At 60.0% G+C, this 18,042-nt stretch carries 9 protein-coding genes and 2 pseudogenes; 4 read left to right on the forward strand and 7 right to left on the reverse strand.

From position 1 onward, the window contains the following. Nucleotides 1-98: 98 nt before the first annotated feature. The 5 genes and pseudogenes from selO to IEQ42_RS27650 all read right to left on the reverse strand — a co-directional run. Nucleotides 99-1,562 (reverse strand): protein adenylyltransferase SelO, encoded by a 1,464-nt coding sequence (gene selO / locus IEQ42_RS06495; protein ID WP_210702944.1) that lies wholly within the window; start codon nt 1,560-1,562, stop codon nt 99-101. A 48-nt stretch (nt 1,563-1,610) separates the two neighbouring features. Next, nucleotides 1,611-4,988, reverse strand: a complete 3,378-nt coding sequence (mscK, locus tag IEQ42_RS06500) for a mechanosensitive channel MscK (RefSeq protein WP_210702945.1) — start codon at nt 4,986-4,988, stop codon at nt 1,611-1,613. Nucleotides 4,989-5,022: 34 nt separating this feature from the next. Then, nucleotides 5,023-6,765, reverse strand: coding sequence for a potassium/proton antiporter (locus IEQ42_RS06505; protein WP_210702946.1), 1,743 nt, complete (start codon nt 6,763-6,765; stop codon nt 5,023-5,025). A gap of 432 nt (nt 6,766-7,197) precedes the next feature. Beyond that, nucleotides 7,198-8,070 (reverse strand): methyl-accepting chemotaxis protein, encoded by an 873-nt coding sequence (locus IEQ42_RS27645; RefSeq protein ID WP_371042268.1) that lies wholly within the window; start codon nt 8,068-8,070, stop codon nt 7,198-7,200. A gap of 30 nt (nt 8,071-8,100) precedes the next feature. Next, nucleotides 8,101-8,823 (reverse strand): annotated as a pseudogene (locus IEQ42_RS27650) (MCP four helix bundle domain-containing protein); the annotation flags it as partial. Nucleotides 8,824-9,099: 276 nt separating this feature from the next. On the opposite strand from IEQ42_RS27650, the gene IEQ42_RS06515 reads away from it, so the two are divergent. The 4 genes and pseudogenes from IEQ42_RS06515 to IEQ42_RS27660 all read left to right on the forward strand — a co-directional run bounded on the left by IEQ42_RS06515 (nt 9,100) and on the right by IEQ42_RS27660 (nt 11,666). After that, complete coding sequence (locus IEQ42_RS06515) at nt 9,100-9,330, forward strand: hypothetical protein (protein ID WP_042557307.1); 231 nt, start codon at nt 9,100-9,102, stop codon at nt 9,328-9,330. Then, nucleotides 9,327-9,629: a cell division protein ZapA gene (locus IEQ42_RS06520; protein ID WP_210702948.1), complete on the forward strand. Its 303-nt coding sequence runs from the start codon at nt 9,327-9,329 to the stop codon at nt 9,627-9,629. Before IEQ42_RS06515 ends, IEQ42_RS06520 begins: the two co-directional genes overlap by 4 nt. 144 nt (nt 9,630-9,773) lie before the next feature. Further along, a pseudogene (locus IEQ42_RS27655) lies at nt 9,774-10,802 on the forward strand (HAMP domain-containing protein); the annotation flags it as partial. Between the two features lie 132 nt (nt 10,803-10,934). After that, the gene (locus tag IEQ42_RS27660; protein ID WP_414704677.1) at nt 10,935-11,666 is read left to right on the forward strand and encodes a methyl-accepting chemotaxis protein; all 732 of its coding nucleotides are present in this window, start codon (nt 10,935-10,937) and stop codon (nt 11,664-11,666) included. Nucleotides 11,667-11,807: 141 nt separating this feature from the next. Here the strand turns inward: IEQ42_RS27660 and IEQ42_RS06530 are convergent, their stop codons facing one another. Next, a complete protein-coding gene (locus tag IEQ42_RS06530; protein WP_210702950.1) occupies nt 11,808-13,610 on the reverse strand; it encodes an acyl-CoA dehydrogenase in 1,803 nt (600 codons plus the stop codon). A 257-nt stretch (nt 13,611-13,867) separates the two neighbouring features. Further along, nucleotides 13,868-17,821: a trifunctional transcriptional regulator/proline dehydrogenase/L-glutamate gamma-semialdehyde dehydrogenase gene (gene putA / locus IEQ42_RS06535; protein WP_210702951.1), complete on the reverse strand. Its 3,954-nt coding sequence runs from the start codon at nt 17,819-17,821 to the stop codon at nt 13,868-13,870. Between the last annotated feature and the right edge of the window lie 221 nt (nt 17,822-18,042).

Here is an 18,042-nt window from a genome sequence, read left to right on the forward strand (position 1 = left end):
CGATTGAGATTCGCGGCCGCACAGACCTGAGCGCTCGCTCTGCCCGCACCATTTGGCAGCGCCGGCGCTCCAGTTTACGCCTGGCCAGTTTGATGCCATCACGACGAACAACTGATCTCCAGATGCTTGCCCCACTCGGGCGGGCGCTCGGCGTAGCTTTCCATTCCCGGTTGTTCTTCGAACGGCTTGCTTAACACCGCATACAACCGGCGAACCTCTGAATAGTCCCCTTGTTCCGCCGCATCAATCGCTTTTTGCGCCAGATAATTACGCAGGATGTACAGCGGATTGACCGCGTGCATGCGCGTGCGGCGTTGCTCTTGATCGAGCGTGCCATCACGGGCAACCCGCGCCACATAGCGTTCGCCCCAGGCGTCGAAGCCTTTGATGTCGACGAAGTCGTCTCGCAATTGAGCAACGGCCAGTTCTGCGGATTGATCACCGAGCCGGCGGAAAAATAGTGTGTAGTCGACGCCGCTGTTCTGCATCAGTTGCAGCAGGTTTTCCAGCAGCAATTGATCGTCATCCTCAGCCGTGGTGAACCCGAAACGACGGCGCATCAGGTCGAGGTAGTGCGCCTGGAACAATGGCAAATACAAGCCGAGCGTTTCGCGCAGGGCTTCAACGCTGATGAACGGCGTCAACGCCTGGGCCAGGGCGCTGAGGTTCCATTGGCCGATGGGCACTTGATTGCTGAAGGAGTACCGGCCCTGGTCGTCCGAGTGGTTGCAGATGAAGTTGGCGTCGAAGTCATCAAGAAAAGCGAACGGGCCAAAGTCGAAGGTGATGCCCAGGATCGACATGTTGTCGGTGTTCATCACGCCGTGGCAGAACCCGTAGGCCTGCCATTTGGCGATCAGTTCGGCGTTGCGCTCGACGATCTCGCGGAACATCGCCAGATACGGTTCGGGTTGCTCCAGGCATTGCGGAAAATGCATCGCCAGCACATGCTCGCCGAGCAACTTCTGCTCCTCGGGACGTTTGGTGTAATAGAAATACTCGAAGTGGCCAAAGCGGATATGGCTCGGCGCCAGACGCAGCACCATCGCGGCGCGTTCCTGCTTTTCACGCCAGACCGGGGTGTCGGAGCCGATTACGCAGGCTGCGCGCGAGGACGGAATGTTCAGCGCGTGCAGCGCTTCGGAAGCGAGGAACTCCCGGATCGACGAACGCAGCACGGCACGACCATCGCCCATGCGCGAAAACGGCGTCTGCCCGGCGCCTTTGAGGTGCAAGTCCCAGTGCTCGCCGGCCGCGTTGTAGACCTCGCCGAGCAATAAGCCGCGACCATCACCCAGTTGCGGCGTATAGCCGCCGAACTGATGCCCGGAGTACACCATCGCTCGCGGCTCGGCATTGGCCCACAGCTTGTGGCCGCCGAACAGTTCGGCAAACTCTTGCGTTTCGGCGGTGGCCGGCTCTAGATCCAGCAATGCCAGCGCTGCCGGACTGGCGACGACCAGACGCGGGTTGTCGATCGGCTCGGGCAGCACATGAGCGGAGAATGCATCGCCAAGGCGGGCGAAGCGATTGTCGAAGGTCAGTTCGTCGAGGGCTTTCAAGGGCCGGCTCCAGCAGAATGTCCGAGCATTCTGCTGGGATTAACCAGGTTAGTCGAGTTTGGTCGGTGGCGGCTCTTGCAAAGGCTCTTGTGGCGAATCTTGCAGCGGTTTTTGCTCGGCGCCAACCGGCACGATGTTTTTAGTCTCCGCTTCGACGGGCACCAACTTGTATTCCTGGCCATGCAGGTTCTTCAGATAAATCTCCATCTGGCGGAACGAGATGTTGATGTGCTGCTTCTTGAACTCGCGATTGATAAAACGGTTGACCTCATCGAGCACCGGGTTGCGGTCACCCAGATCGCGTACGTGCATGCGCAATTCGTGATCGAGGGTGCTTTCGCCGAAGTTGAGGAAGTACACGAGCGGCTCCGGTTCCTTGAGCACGCGCGGGTTTTCCCGGGCGGCCTTGAGCAGCAGCTCCTTGACCAGATCCAGATCGGAACCGTAATCGACACCGAGTTTGAGCGTGACTCGGGTGACGGTGTCGGTCAGCGACCAGTTGATCAGTTGTCCGGTGATGAACGTCTTGTTCGGGACAATGATGTCCTTGCGGTCGAAGTCGGTAATGGTCGTGGCGCGGATGCGGATCTTGCTCACCGTGCCCGACAGGTTGCCGATGGTGATGGTGTCGCCGATCCGCACCGGGCGTTCGAACAGAATCATGATGCCGGAGATGAAGTTGGCGAAGATCTCCTGCATACCGAAACCGAGGCCGACCGACAGCGCCGCCACCAGCCATTGCAACTTGTCCCAACTCACGCCGAGGGTCGACAGGGTCGTGACGAAGCCGATGCCAGCGATCACGTAGGACAGCAGCGTCGTGGTCGCGTAAGCACTGCCCTGCGCCAGATTGAGTTTTGACAGCACGAACACTTCGAGCAGGCCGGGCAAGTTGCGCGCCAGGGCAAAGGTGATGCCAATGATGATCAGCGCACCAAGCATGTCGCCGATGCTGATCGGCACCATGCTCATGTTGGCGCCGGTGCCGCTGGTGTATTCGTAAAGGGTGATGTTGTCGAGGTACGAGAACACCGAGATCAGGTCCGACCAGACCCAGTACAGCGCCGCGATGAAACCGCCGAGCAGGGCCAGACGGATCAGGCGCAGGGATTGTTCATTGACCTTTTCGATGTCCAGCGTCGGCTCTTCAATGACGGCTTCGCCTTCGCCGGCCTCTTTCGCGGCCTGGCGCTTGGCCAGGGCACGCTGGTAGGCCAGACGTCGTGCGGCAACGCTGAGGCCGCGGACGAAGGTGGCTTCGATCACCAGCCAGAACATCAGCAGATAGAGCGTGTTGATCAAGCGATCGCTGAGTTTCAGCGCGGTGTAGTAGTAACCAAAGCAAACGGCTACGAACAACGCGATTGGCAGCAGGGTAAACATCACGCCAAGAGCCTTGCGGAACAGCGAGGTGTTTTGGTGGGTAGGGCTGCTGATCAGCAGACGGCTGAGCAGCCATGCCATCAACGCGTAGCAGGTCAGCACTACTGGCATGCCGAGGACGTCGTCGGCCAACGCCGCCGGCTGCAATTCGGCGACCGCGACCACAGCCACCAGTGCCATGACCACCAGGCCGAGTCGACGCACCCAGCCTTGCAGGAATTCGACCTGGGGTTTTTCCCAGCGGAAATGCAATTCGGCCACGCCGCCCGGCGCCAGAATCCGGTAGGCGGTGTAGAACACCAGCCATGCCTGACCCATTTGCAGCAGCGCCGCGCCCATGTTGGCGTTCTGCCCGCGGGCGTCGATCTGCAAGGCCAGACCGCACAGGCCCAGCCCCAGCGCCACCGGCATCGCCAGCAGAATATTGATCAGGATCGCCTGCGGCGTGTGCCACTGGCTGTCGCGTTTGAAGTGGCCGATGTCCTGGTGAACCTTGTTCAGGCGCCCATACAGACTCTTGCGCCGCCACAGCAGCGCGCCGATCAGCAGCGCCAGCGGCAGGAACAGCAACGGTCGCTGAGTCAGACCGTCGGTCAACTCGCTCAGGCTGGAAGCCCACGGCAACGTATCGACCTGACGCTTGAGGCGATCCGGCACGCCGCGCATCCACTCCAGGTCCAGCGGCTTGTTGCTGGGAATCCAGAACATCTGCTCGTCGAGGGTCGCGCGCAGGCTTTGCGCGGTGCTCAGCAGTTGCTTCTGGTTGAGTTGCAGGGTGATCGATTCGTTGAGCATCGCGCTCAATTCGCGGTTGAGCCGCTCCAGCAGGTCGGCGCGCGTGTTGGCCAGGTCCAGCAGGCTTTTGCGCAGCTGCGGCGTAATCTCTTCCGGCGGCTGGGTAGTCAGCAGGTTGTCCACATAGGACGCCGGATTGCTCAGCAGTTCACGCTGCTGGCTGACATCAAACTGATAAAGGCGGATGTCGGCGATCTGATCCGCCAGATCGCGGTCGACCTTCAGGCGTGGCAGAGCCTGTTTCTGTTTGTAGAGAATCTTCGACAACAGCAGGCTGCCCTTGAGCACGGCAATCTGCTCGTCGAGGGCGGAGTCGCTCTGGGTCAGAGTGTCGAGTTGCTGTTTGGTTTGCAGGTTCTGCTGAGTGACTTCGTTGAGACGATCGGTACTCTTGAGCAAGTAATCCGAGAGTTTCAGGTTGGCGGCGCTTTCGGTGGCGAGCAGGCTGCTGCTGCCGGCCTTCTGTGCCTCGATCGATTGCTGAGTGACGGTTTCCTGAGACTGCGCCAGACGCTTCTGGTTGATCAGGGTTTGCAGTTCCTGGATCTCGCGGTCGAGGCGGTCGGATTTTTCGGACAGCAGGTCATGTTGAGCGTTGCCCAGATCCTGCAACTGGTTATTGCCGGCCAGTTCCTGGCGGCGCAACGGAATCAGCGCGTTCAGCGCCGCCAGCTCGGCATTCAACTGGTCGCGCTGCTCGGCGCTGATGGTCTTGCCCGCTTCCTTGCCGGACTTGAGGATGTTGTTGATCTGCTGAATGCGCGTCTGGCTGGCGGAAATTTCTGCCTGAGCCCGCTCGGGGCGAGTCTGCGCGGTGATGATCAGGCTGTTGGCGTCGGCCAGAGCTTTTTGCAGATCACTTTGCTGAGTCGAGCGATCCGTCAGGATTTGCTCCAACTGCTGGATCGACTCCTTGGGGAAACGCTGGGTCACCGGCACCACCGCAGTGGCCTTGAGACGCGTCAGTTCGCGGGTGCTCTCGATGGTCTGCCGGGGCGCGGAGGCCAGTTGCTGCTTGAGATCGATCAGCTTCTGTTCGTAATCACGCTGATTGTTCAGATGATTGAGCGTGTTCTGCAGGACAGTTTGCAGGGTCTTTTTATCGGCATCCGGCAGTTTACTGTCGGCGAGCTTGTCGAGGCTGGCCTGCACGGATTGGCTCGACGGTGGTTCGGCGGCGTGCAGCGGGCCGACAGTAAGACTCAGGCCCAGAAGGGCCGCGACGAAAAAGGAGCGCAGGGTAGGCATAGAGACCGGTCAAGCAAGTGATAGTGGACGCAGTTTAGAGGAAGAGTCCGGGGCCCGGGCGACTTCCTTCGGGGAATCTGACGCCCACTTTGGCAATCTTGTTCCCGTCCATGACCGCCACTGTCCAATGGGTGTTGTTCCACTCCACCTGGTCACCCACGATCGGCGCCCCCCCGACCTTGTGGGCAATGAAGGTGCCCAGGGTCATGTCCGGATCGATGCCTTCGGCCGGCAAGCCATAAAGCGCGGCAACCGCTTTAAGCTGGGCGTCTCCTTCGAGCACGAAGTCACCGAAGAAACGCAGGTCGAGGCCACGTTGCGGCGCCTGGCTGAACAGTTTTCCAAGCGCCGGCAAGTTGTGTTCATGGCCGATAACACACAGCAAATCATCGACTTCCAGCACCGTACTACCCGACGGATGGAGCAGTTGCTGGCCACGAAACAGCGCGGCGATGCGCGTGCCTTCGGGCATTTTCAGCTCGCGCAGGGGCGAACCGATGCACCATTTCTCCGCGCCGAGCTTATAAACGAACAGCTCCCACTCGCTGGTGATGTGCACTTCCAGTGCGGATCGCGAAATCGGCGCAGGCTCCGGCGGTACGGTGACCTTCAGCAGTTTGGCGACCCACGGCAGGCTTGTACCCTGCACCAGCAGTGACACCAACACGATGAAGAAGGCGAGGTTGAAGTACAGCTGCGCGTTCGGCAGCCCGGCCATCAGCGGGAACACCGCAAGAATGATCGGTACCGCGCCGCGCAGGCCAACCCACGAAATAAAGACTTTCTCGCGGCCATGGAACGCCTTGAACGGCAGCAGGCCGACCATCACCGACAACGGTCGCGCAAACAGAATCATCCACAGCGCCAGGCCGAGGGCGGGCAAGGCGATAGGCAGCAAATCGTGCGGCGTGACCAGCAGCCCCAGCACCAGGAACATGCCGATCTGCGCCAGCCACGCCATGCCATCAAGCATGTGCAGGATGCCGTGACGGCTGCGCACCGGGCGGTTGCCGATCACCAGACCACACAGGTACACCGCGAGGAAGCCGCTGCCGTGCAAGGCGTTGGTCAGGGCAAACACCACCAGACCGCCAGCGATCACCAGAATCGGATACAGGCCGGCAGCGAGGTTGATCCGGTTGACCATTTGCAACATCAACCAGCCACCGCCGAGCCCGACCAAGCCGCCGATGCCGAACTCGCGGATCAGGTGGGTCAACAGGCTCCAGTGCAAACCGGTCTGGCCGCTGGCGAGCATGTCGATCAGGGTCACGGTGAGGAACACTGCCATCGGGTCGTTGCTGCCGGATTCGATTTCCAGGCTGGCGCTTACCCGTTCGTTCAGGCCCTTGCCGCCGAGGAGAGAGAACACCGCCGCGGCGTCGGTGGAGCCGACAATGGCGCCGATCAGCAGGCCCTGAATCAGGTTCAGGTCGAACAGCCACGCCGCTGCCATGCCGGTCAGTCCGGTGGTGATCAAGACTCCGACCGTCGCCAACGACAGCGCCGGCCACAACGCCACGCGGAAACTTGATACCCGCGTGCGCAAACCGCCGTCGAGCAGGATCACCGCCAGCGCGAGGTTGCCGACCAGATAAGCCGTGGCGTAATTGTCGAAAATGATCCCGCCGCCATCGACCCCGGCGGCCATGCCGACCGCGAGAATAATGACCAGAATCGGAATGCCGAGCCGGGAAGAGAGTGAGCTGACAAGAATGCTTGCGCCTACCAGCAACGCGCCGATCAAGAACAGGCTGTTGATGGTCGTCGCATTCAAAGGCAGTACTCCAGAAGCGTAAAGACGGGCGCAAACTGACCATGCAGTCTGCGTGCCAGCGATTCTAACCTGTTGAAATGTGATGCTGTCAAAAAGGTTTTCACGCTGAGGTGTTCGAGGTTTCAGTTTGGCTTGCGATTGCTGCCCTCACCCTAACCCTCTCCCGGAGGGAGAGGGGACTGACCGAGGTGCTTGTGCGAGCTACACCGACCTGAGATGCCGAGTCGAACTCAGGTTTTGAAAAGCACGAAGCACTGCTTCCTTCCCCCTCTCCCGGGGGGAGAGGGGACTGACCGAGGTGCTTGTGCGGGCTACACCGACCTGAGATGCCGAGTCGAACTCAGGTTTTGAAAAGCACGATGATCTGCTCCCTCTCCCTCGGGGAGAGGGCTGGGGTGAGGGGGCTTTTGATCTTGATCTTGGTTTACAGAATCAAAGGCTGAACCGCCCAACCATGTTGTTCAGATCCAGCGCAAGCCGCGACAGCTCGTTACTCGCCGCACTGGTCTGATTCGCGCCGGTCGCCGATTGCACCGACAGATCGCGGATGTTCACCAGATTACGGTCGACTTCCCGCGCCACCTGCGCCTGTTCTTCAGCGGCGCTGGCGATCACCAGGTTGCGCTCGTTGATCTCGACGATGGCGGTGTTGATGGTGTCCAGCGACATCCCGGCGCCACGGGCGATGTTCAGGGTCGACTCAGCACGCTCAGTACTGTTGCGCATCGAATCCACGGCGTGTTCGGTGCCGCTCTGAATGCTGCCGATCATGCGCTCGATTTCGCTGGTCGACTGCTGTGTGCGATGGGCCAAGGCACGCACTTCGTCCGCCACCACCGCAAAACCACGACCGGCCTCACCAGCACGCGCGGCTTCAATCGCGGCGTTCAGCGCCAGCAGGTTGGTCTGATCAGCCAGACCACGAATCACGTCCAGCACCTTGCCGATGTCACGGGATTCATTGGCCAGATCGCCGATCAGGCTCGCCGTGCTCTGCACGTCGGCGCTCATGCGTTCGATGGCGCTGACGGTTTCCTGCACCAGATCACGGCCGTCGCCTGCTGACGTGGTGGCGTTCTTCGAGGCTTCCGAGGTGCTTACCGCGTTGCGGGCGACCTCTTCGACCGCGCTGGTCATCTCGTTGACCGCCGTAGCCGCCTGTTCGATTTCGTTGTTCTGCTGCGTCAGGCCGCGGGCGCTTTCGTCGGTGACGCTGTTGAGTTCTTCTGCGGCCGAGGCAAGTTGCGTGGCCGAACCGGAAATCCGCTGCAAGGTGTCGCGCAGCTTCGATTGCATCTTGGCCATTGCCGCCAGCAAGCGCCCGGCTTCGTCTTCACCGTCGACGTGGATCGGCTGCGTCAGGTTACCTTCGGCGATGGTCTCGGCCGCTTCCAGTGCTTTGGAGATTGGCTTGGTGATGCTGTTGGTCAGCAACCAGGCGAACAGCAAAGTCAGGCCGCTGGCAATGATCAGCAGAGTGACCACCAGGTTGAACGACATGGCGTACTGGTCAGACGCACCTTTATCAGTTTCGGCGATTTGCTGGGTGTTGATTTCCAGCAAGCGCGCCAACGCGGCATTCACCGCTTCTGAATTGCTCAGCAAGTCGCTATTGAGCATCTGCCGCAGTTCATCGATCTGGTTGTTGCGCGACAGGGTTTTCATCCTGTCTTCCAACTGGCGGTACTGCGCGAGCAATTGCACGTACTGGTCGTAAGCCGAGCGTTCCTGTGGGCCGTCGATCAACGGCTCATAGGCGCGTTGCGCGTCGGCGATCTGCTTGTTGCGCAGTTCGAAGAGCTCGAAAGTTTTTTGCTGGACGTCCGGTTCACGGTTGATCAGCAAGCGATACGACAGCACGCGCAGACGCAGGGTCAGTTGGGTGAATTCGTCGAGGGCCTTGATGGAAGGTACGCTCGCGGTGGCGATGTCTTCGCCTGCCGCGCGGATTTTGCTCATCTGGTTCAGGGCGAACACACCGAGAATCAACATCAGGCCGCCGATCAGGGCGAAACCAGTGAACGCCCGGGGGGCGATATTCATATTGCGGAGGGACATGGGCGGGTACCAAAAAGGGCCGCTTCCATGCGGGCTGAGACTGCTATTGCATGACTTATCGGTCAGGCAAATGAACTCTTTAGTTCGTGTGCGTATTTGTCGCACCCCGCATTGAGCGACGAAGTGCAGGAACCAGATCGGCAGATCACAGTCTTTTAAACTCGCGAGAACGGTCGGCCGTCAGGAAAATCAAGGCTTTGCGCCGGTTTAAACCTAGCGTCCACGACGACTTTTCTTTATCGTACGCGCCCTTTGAAAAACGCTTGGAAGATCAAAATGTTGGAAGCATCCCTCAGCCAGTTGGAACAGCTCGTCAGCGACCTGGTGCAACAGAACCAGACCCTTTCGCAAACCAACCAGACCCTGTCCACGGAACTGGCCCAGGCCAAGGATGAAAACGAAAGCCTGCAACTGAACCTGATGGAACAGGAAGAAAAACACGGCGCCACCGCCGCACGCATTCAGGCTCTGGTTGATCGCGTCAACGCAGGTCCTGTCAGCGCATGAACCACAACTCAGCAGGGGTAAAAGTCGTCTCCATTATGGGGGAGGACTACTCGATCAAGGCACCGGCCGGGGAAGAACAGACCCTGCTGGACGCGGCGCTCATGCTCAAGGCCGCGCTGGACGACACCAAACGGAAATACCCGACGTTGATCGGCGACCGCTTGCTGATACTGGCAGCGATGAATCTGTGCTCGCAGCAGATCGAAATGAAGAAGCAGCACCAGCAAGAACTCGACCGTTACCAAGAGCAAGTCAGCGCCACGGTCGACACCATCGCCAAGACCATCAATCAGGGTTGATGGGGTTGAGCACAACCAAAGAATAAATTGTCGATTGAGTTGTATACAATCGGCACGGCTGTTGCATTGTTTCGGCCACTTATTCTTTGGGGGTGCTCCATGCATTTGTGGCGACGCAGTATTCAATGGCAGCTGATTCTCAGTATGGGCACCGCCCTGCTGGTCAGCATCCTGATCGTGGTTGGCATTTATACCCTGGTGGTCAACCGCCTCGCCCAGAGCTATCTGGTCGAACAAGCGCTGCCGTCGAGCATTGAAGCGACGCGCAACGATATCGAACGCATCCTCATACAGCCGCTGACCGCCGCGAAAGACATCGCCAGCAATTCGATGGTGCGCGACTGGCTGGCCGCCGGTGAAGACAGCAGCAAAACGGCAGGCTTCGCGCAGTATCTGGAAGGCATCCGCGCCGAACACAAAGCATTTACTGCTTTGATCATCGGCACTGAATCCAATCACTACATCAGCGAAAAAGGCCTGGATCGCACACTCAGCCGTGCCAAATCGGCCGACGCCTGGTTCTATTCCTTCCTCGACAGCGATCAGCCGCGCACCCTCAATATCGACAACGATGTGGCGACGGGAGAGCTGGCGCTGTTCATCGATTTGAAGGTCGAACAGGCTGGCAAAGTCGTCGGTGTGGCGGGTCTTGGGTTGAGCATGAAAGAGCTGTCGGAGCTGATCCATAATTTCAGCTTTGGTGAGCGCGGCAAGGTCTATCTCGTGCGTTCCGACGGTTTGATCCAGGTTCATCCTGAAGCGCAGTTCAGCGGTAAACGCACCTTGAACGAGCAGATCGGCGCCGAAGCGGCGCAAGCGGTCATGGGCCAGAAAGTGGCGACGAATCGCTCATTTCAGCGCGACAGCGAGGATTTCCTCGCTTTCAGCCTGCCGTTACGCGATCTCGGCTGGACACTGGTGGCCGAAGTGCCGCAATCGCAGATCTACGCCGAAGCCCGCAAGGCGATGTGGATGAGCGGCGCAATCGGTCTGGCAGTGGCGCTGGTATGCCTGCTGCTGGTGGTGTGGCTGGCGCAAGGGCTGGTGCGGCCGATCCGTCAGGTAACAGCCGCGTTGGTGGCAATTGGTAGCGGTGGGGGGGATTTGACCCATCGGTTAGATTCCAGCCGTGCCGACGAGTTGGGTGACCTGGCGCGCGGCTTCAATCGCTTCCTCGACAGTCAGCGCGAAATGATTGGCGAAGTCCTGACCACCAGCGAGCGCCTGCGCACGGCGGTGGGGCAGGTGGCGAAAGTGGTGGAAAACACTGCCGAGCGTTCCGGTCGCCAGCAGGAAATGACCGACATGGTCGCCACAGCTGTCCACGAAATGGGCCTGACCGTGCAGGAAATCGCGCAAAACGCGGGCAACGCCGCACTCGCTTCGCAAAACGCGCGGGATGAAGCCATGCAAGCGCGGGAAGTGGTGGGCGGCTCGATTCGGCACATTGAAAGCATGTCCGATGAAATCGGCCTGGCGGCCGGTGCGGTGGGTGAACTGGCGCAGCAAGTGGCGTCAATTGACTCGGTGCTGGCGGTGATTCGCGGCGTCTCTGAACAGACCAATTTGCTCGCCCTTAACGCGGCTATCGAGGCTGCCCGGGCGGGTGACATGGGGCGTGGTTTTGCTGTGGTAGCCGATGAGGTCCGCACGTTGGCAAGACGGACCCAAGCGTCCACCGACGAAATTCAACTGATGATCGGCAGCCTCAAGCAGGGCGCGGAAAATGCCGTGTCATCGATGCGCACCGGGCAAGCAGCGACGGGCACTGGGGTCGAGTCGAGCCAGCGTACCGGTGCATCGCTGACGGCGATCACCGGGCAGGTCGAGCGCATCAGCGACATGAACCATCAGGTGGCGACCGCGACCGAAGAACAGTCAGCGGTGACTGAAGAGATCAACCGTAACGTACAAGGTATTTCCGATCTGGCCCGGGCGACGGCGGGGGAGGTTCGGGCGTGTCGCGAGGATTGTCAGATGTTGCAGCGTCTGGCGGATGATCTGGCGCGGCAGATGGGTGGGTTCAGGTTGAGCTGATGTCCTGTCAGTTCCGCCCCATCGCGGGCAAGCCCGCTCCCACAGGTATTGCGGCGTGTTCACATGGTGCGTGAACACCGCAGAACCCTGTGGGAGCGGGCTTGCCCGCGAAGACGGTATCAGCCGCACGCATAATTCAGATCAGAACCAGGCATCCTGCATTGCCAGACACGTATCATCCCGCGCCTCCAGCAACGCCAACTCGTGGTGACAGCCCGGCACTTCCCACGTCAGGAAATACCGCGCTGCCTGCAACTTGCCCTTGTAGAAGTCGACATCCGCCGCATTGCCCTTGATCAAGCCTTCCTCGGCGCGAATAGCCTGCTCCAGCCAGCGCCAGCCAATCACCGTGTGGCCAAACACTTTCAGATACAGCGCCGAATTCGCCAGGCTGCTGTTGACCTTGCCCTTAGCAAGATCGGTCAGCAAACCGATGGTCACCACTTGCAGGCGCGCGACCAGTTTTTCCAACGGCTCACGCAGTGCGGTTAACGATTCGTACGCAACAGCGCGTTCGGCGGTGTCGGCGATCAGCCGCACCAGTTGTTTCAAGCCTGCTCCACCGTTCTGCGCCAGTTTGCGCCCGAGCAAGTCCAGCGACTGAATGCCGTGGGTGCCTTCGTGAATCGGATTCAAACGGTTATCGCGGTAATACTGCTCAACCGGGTATTCGCGGGTGTAACCGTGGCCGCCGAGAATCTGGATCGCCAGTTCGTTGGCCTTGAGGCAGAACTCCGACGGCCAGGATTTGACGATGGGTGTCAGTAAATCCAGCAGTTCATGGGCGTGCTTGCGCTCGGCTTCGGTTTCCAGTGTTGTGGTGTCATCGAACAACCGCGCCGCATACAGCCCGAGGTCAAAGGCACCTTCGACGTAGGACTTTTGCGTCAGCAGCATGCGTCTGACGTCGGCGTGCTGAATGATCGCCACGGGCGCAGTGGTTGGGTCCTTGCTGTCCGGCACCCGGCCTTGCGGACGTTCGCGAGCGTACTCCAGCGAATACAGGTAACCGGCGTAACCGAGCATCACCGCGCCCATGCCGACGCCGATCCGCGCCTCGTTCATCATCTGGAACATGTAGCTCAAACCGTGATGCGGCTTGCCCACTAGATAGCCGACACATTCACCGTTATCGCCGAAGTTCAGTGCGGTAGACGTCGTGCCACGCCAGCCCATCTTGTGGAATAGCCCGGCCAGCAGCACATCGTTGCGTTGGCCCAGGGTGCCGTCATCGTTGACCAGAAACTTCGGCACGATGAACAGCGAGATACCTTTTACCCCCGGTGGCGCGTCTGGCAGCTTGGCCAGCACCATGTGCACGATGTTTTCCGAAAGTGGATGATCACCACCGGAAATAAAGATCTTGTTGCCCTTGAGGCGATAGGTGCCGTCGGACGCAGGCTCGGCGCGGGTGCGAATATCCGACAGCGAAGAGCCCGCGTGCGGCTCGGTCAGGGCCATGGTGCCGAAGAAACGGCCGTCGATCATCGGTTGCAGGAAGCGCTGCTTCTGTTCATCCGTACCGAAGCTTTCGATCAGGTTGGCCGCGCCCATGGTCAGGAACGGGTACGAAGTCGAAGCAGCATTGGCCGACTGGAAATGCGCGAAGCAGGCTTGCGACAGCAGTGTAGGAAGTTGCATGCCGCCGGCGTCGAAACTTCTCGCAGCGTTGAGGAATCCGGCTTCGAGGAAAGCATCCACCGCCGGTTTCACCTCGGGAATCAGAATCGCCTGACCGTTCTCGTAGCGCGGCTCGTTCTCGTCCCCCTTGCGGTTGTGCGGCGCGAAGTATTTCTCGGCAATGTTGCGGGCTGTGCCAATGGCGGCGTCGAAGGTCTCGCGGTTGTGCTCGGCAAAGCGCTCACGCCGGGTCAGGCCCTCGGCATCAAGGACTTCATACAGCTCGAAAGCCAGATTGCGGGAACTGAGCAGCGTCTCGGACATGGCGGCCTACCTGAAATTGGGGTTGGGCCGAGTCTAGGCTTGCTGATAAACACTGAACAGGAAGATTGATAAGCGTGATGTTGGAGCCGCGCGCCGACTTAACAAACACCCCAAAACACTGTGGGAGCTGGCTTGCCAGCGATGGCGGCAGATCAGTCAACATTAATGGTGACTGACACATCGCTATCGCTGGCAAGCCAGCTCCCACAGGGATTGTTGCCATGCCGGGCACCTATGCAGGTGCCCGTTTTTCGGTACTAACCGATGGTCATCAAACTCGCATTGCCACCCGCCGCAGCGGTGTTAACGCTCAATGCGCGCTCAATCACCAGGCGCTCCAGCGCAATGTTGGTCTCGCCCTGGGACAAGCCCTGAACCCCAACGATCGCGCCGGCACGTTTGGCAATCTGCTGGCAAACGCCGCGCAACTGGTCGGAGTGGCCGTGGTGCAGAACGGCATCGAATACCACGTCGTCCTTGTTCCAGTCGGCTACCAGTTTGATCCGCGCCTGAATTTCCTTCGGCAGACGTGCGAACAATGCCTTGCTGATGTCGGACTCTGGCCATACCGCCGAACCGCCTACAGCCAGTACCGCGGCCAGTTGGGTCAGCAGATCGCCTTCAACGTCCGCCAGGCACAACACGTGTTCACGCGGCAGGATCGCGTAGCTGTTCTTCTCACCGGTCGGGCCGGCCAGCACGCGGGTAATGCCGCTTTGCGATTGCGCGGCGTACTGCACACACAGGGTGCTCAGGTCAGCGAACTTGTTGCTGTCAGCCCAGGCTTTCAGGGCGGTCAACGGCTTGCTCATGGCGTCACGCAGACGAACGTCCGGGGCTACGGCAGCATCACCGCGAGCGAAGGATTGTTCGATAGCATCGGTCGGACGCGTCGACAGCAAGCGATACAGGTACAGCGGGCCACCGGCTTTCGGGCCAGTCCCCGACAAGCCTTCGCCGCCGAACGGCTGCACGCCGACCACGGCACCGACGATGTTGCGGTTGACGTAGACGTTACCGGCGTTGACGTTGTCGATCACCTTGGCGATGGTCTCGTCGATACGGGTGTGCACGCCGAGGGTCAGGCCATAACCGGAAGCGTTGATCTGGCCGATCAACTGGTCGATCTCTTTACGCTTGTAGCGAACCACGTGCAGCACCGGGCCGAAGATCTCGCGTTGCAACTCGTCGAAGCTTTCCAGTTCGATCAGGGTCGGCATGACGAAGGTGCCGCGTTTGACTTCTTCGGTGTCAGCGATAGCCACCTGATACACGTTACGACCTTTGTCGCGCATGCCCTGGATGTGCTTGTCGATGCTGGCCTTGGCTTCGGCGTCGATCACCGGGCCAATGTCCACGGACAGACGTTCAGGGTTACCGAGGCGGGATTCAGCCATGGCACCTTTAAGCATTTCGATGACGCGATCAGCAGAATCTTCCTGCAAGCACAGTACGCGCAGGGCCGAGCAACGCTGACCAGCGCTGTCGAACGCCGAGGACACTACGTCGATCACGACTTGTTCAGTCAGAGCAGACGAGTCGACGATCATCGCGTTCTGGCCACCGGTTTCGGCGATCAGCGGAATCGGACGACCCTGGTTGTCGAGGCGACCAGCGATGTTGCGTTGCAGCAGACGCGCGACTTCGGTGGAGCCTGTGAACATCACGCCTTTGACGCGATCATCACCGACCAGGCCAGCGCCGACGGTTTCGCCGCGACCCGGCAGCAGTTGCAGCACGCCTTCCGGAATCCCGGCTTCGAGCATCAGGCGCACAGCCTGAGCCGCCACCAGCGGGGTTTGTTCGGCCGGTTTGGCCAGTACCGGGTTACCGGCAGCCAGAGCGGCGGCGACTTGACCGCTGAAGATCGCCAACGGGAAGTTCCACGGGCTGATACACACCACAGGGCCCAGTGGGCGGTGGGCGTCATTGCTGAAGTCGTTGCGTGCCTGCACCGCGTAATAACGCAGGAAGTCGACAGCTTCGCGGACTTCGGCGATGGCGTTGGCAAACGTTTTGCCGGCTTCGCGAGCCAACAGGCCCATCAGCGGCTGGATCTCGCCTTCCATCAAATCAGCGGCACGCTCCAGAATCGCGGCACGTTCAGCGGGCGGGGTGGCCTGCCAGATCGGCGCAGCGTTCAGGGCGCATTGAATAGCGTTGTCGACGTCTTCAACCGTAGCTTCCTGCACGTGGCCGACCACATCACGGTGATCCGAAGGGTTCAGCACTGGCGCAGGCGTTTCGGTGCTGGAAGCGCAACCGAGCATCGGCGCGGCTTTCCAGTCGTTGTGTGCGGTGGCGAGCAAAGCGCAGGACAACGACGCCAAACGGTGTTCGTTGGCCATGTCGATGCCGCTGGAGTTGGCGCGCTCGGCACCATAAAGGTCACGCGGCAGCGGGATACGCGGATGCGGCAGGCCGAAGCCACCTTCCACGGTCGCCATCTGCTCGATCTGGGCAACCGGATCGGCCACCAGCTCCTGAATCGAAATCGACTGGTCGGCGATGCGGTTGACGAACGAAGTGTTTGCACCGTTTTCCAGCAGACGACGCACGAGGTACGCCAGCAGGGTTTCGTGAGTGCCAACCGGTGCGTACACGCGGCACGGACGGTTCAGTTTGCCTTCGGAAACTTTGCCTACAACCTGCTCGTAGAGCGGTTCGCCCATGCCGTGCAGGCACTGGAATTCGTACTGGCCGGGGTAATAGTTCTGACCGGCAATATGGTAAATGGCCGACAGGGTGTGGGCATTGTGCGTGGCGAACTGCGGGTAGATGACTTCCGGCACCGACAGCAGTTTGCGTGCGCAAGCGATGTAGGAAACGTCGGTGTACACCTTGCGGGTGTAGACCGGGTAGCCTTCCAGGCCTTCGACCTGGGCGCGCTTGATTTCGCTGTCCCAATACGCGCCTTTCACCAGGCGGATCATCAGGCGATGACGGCTACGGCGAGCCAGGTCAATCACGTAGTCGATCACATACGGGCAGCGCTTCTGGTAAGCCTGGATGACGAAACCGATGCCGTTCCAGCCAGTCAATTGCGGTTCGAAGCACAGGCGCTCGAGCAGATCCAGCGACAGTTCGAGACGGTCAGCTTCTTCAGCGTCGATGTTCAGGCCGATGTCGTATTGCTTGGCCAGCAAGGTCAGCGACAGCAGGCGCGGGTACAGCTCTTCCATCACGCGCTCGTACTGCGCACGGCTGTAACGCGGGTGCAGTGCCGACAGCTTGATCGAGATGCCCGGGCCTTCATAAATCCCACGACCGTGAGAGGCTTTGCCGATCGAGTGGATCGCTTGTTCGTACGACGCCAGGTACTTTTGCGCGTCGTGTTCGGTCAGCGCTGCTTCACCAAGCATGTCGTAGGAGTAGCGGAAGCCCTTGGTTTCGAACTTGCTCGCGTTGGCCAGTGCTTCGGCAATGGTCTCGCCGGTCACGAACTGCTCGCCCATCAGGCGCATGGCCATGTCGACGCCCTTGCGGATCATCGGCTCGCCGCTCTTGCCGATGATGCGGCTCAGCGACGAAGTCAGGCCGGCTTCGTTATGCGTCGACACCAGTTTGCCGGTCAGCAGCAGACCCCAAGTGGCGGCGTTGACGAACAGCGACGGGCTGTTGCCCAAGTGCGGGTGCCAGTTGCCGGTGCTGATCTTGTCGCGGATCAGCGCATCGCGAGTGCCCTTGTCCGGGATACGCAGCAGCGCTTCGGCCAGGCACATCAGCGCCACGCCTTCCTGGGACGACAGGGAAAATTCCTGCAACAGACCTTGAACAATGCCTGCACGACCGCCGGCACTTTTCTGGTTGCGCAGCTTTTCTGCGATGGACGCCGCGAGTTTGTTGGTGGCTTCGGCCATTGCGACCGGCAGGCGAGCCTGCTCGATCAGCATCGGTACCACTTCCGGCTCAGGGCGGCGGTAAGCGGCAGTGATGGAGGCGCGCAGCACCGATTGCGGCAGAATGCTTTCTGCGAACTCCAGGAAGCACTGGTGGGCGTGATCGTTGTGGACTTCGCCCGAGTCGTCGGCGTCCTTGGCGGACAAGCCGTTCAGCTCGGTCAGGGTTGCACCACCCTCGAGTTTTTCCAGGTAATTGAAAATTGCCTGCTTGATCAGCCAGTGCGGCGTACGATCAATCGAGGTTGCGGCGGCCTTCAGGCGCTCGCGGGTCGGGTCATCGAGTTTGACCCCAAGGGTGGTGGTAGCCATATTTTTATCCTCATGGTTGCCACAGTTGCGTGGCATCAGCTGGCGGCAAGATTAGCCGTGCGCTGAATGAGGTGCAACCGGGTGCAACCCTTTTTTTGTCGGAAATACAGGCAGCTCGTCAGGAAATATTTTCTGGTACGAAAGTGCTGCTCCTGTTTGGTGCTTTTGCTTCTAGCAAAACGTCATAACTGTTACAAAAGGGAGCAAAAACGGGGTCGTCG

Source organism: Pseudomonas iridis, assembly GCF_017980685.1.
Classification (GTDB): Bacteria; Pseudomonadota; Gammaproteobacteria; order Pseudomonadales; family Pseudomonadaceae; genus Aquipseudomonas; species Aquipseudomonas iridis.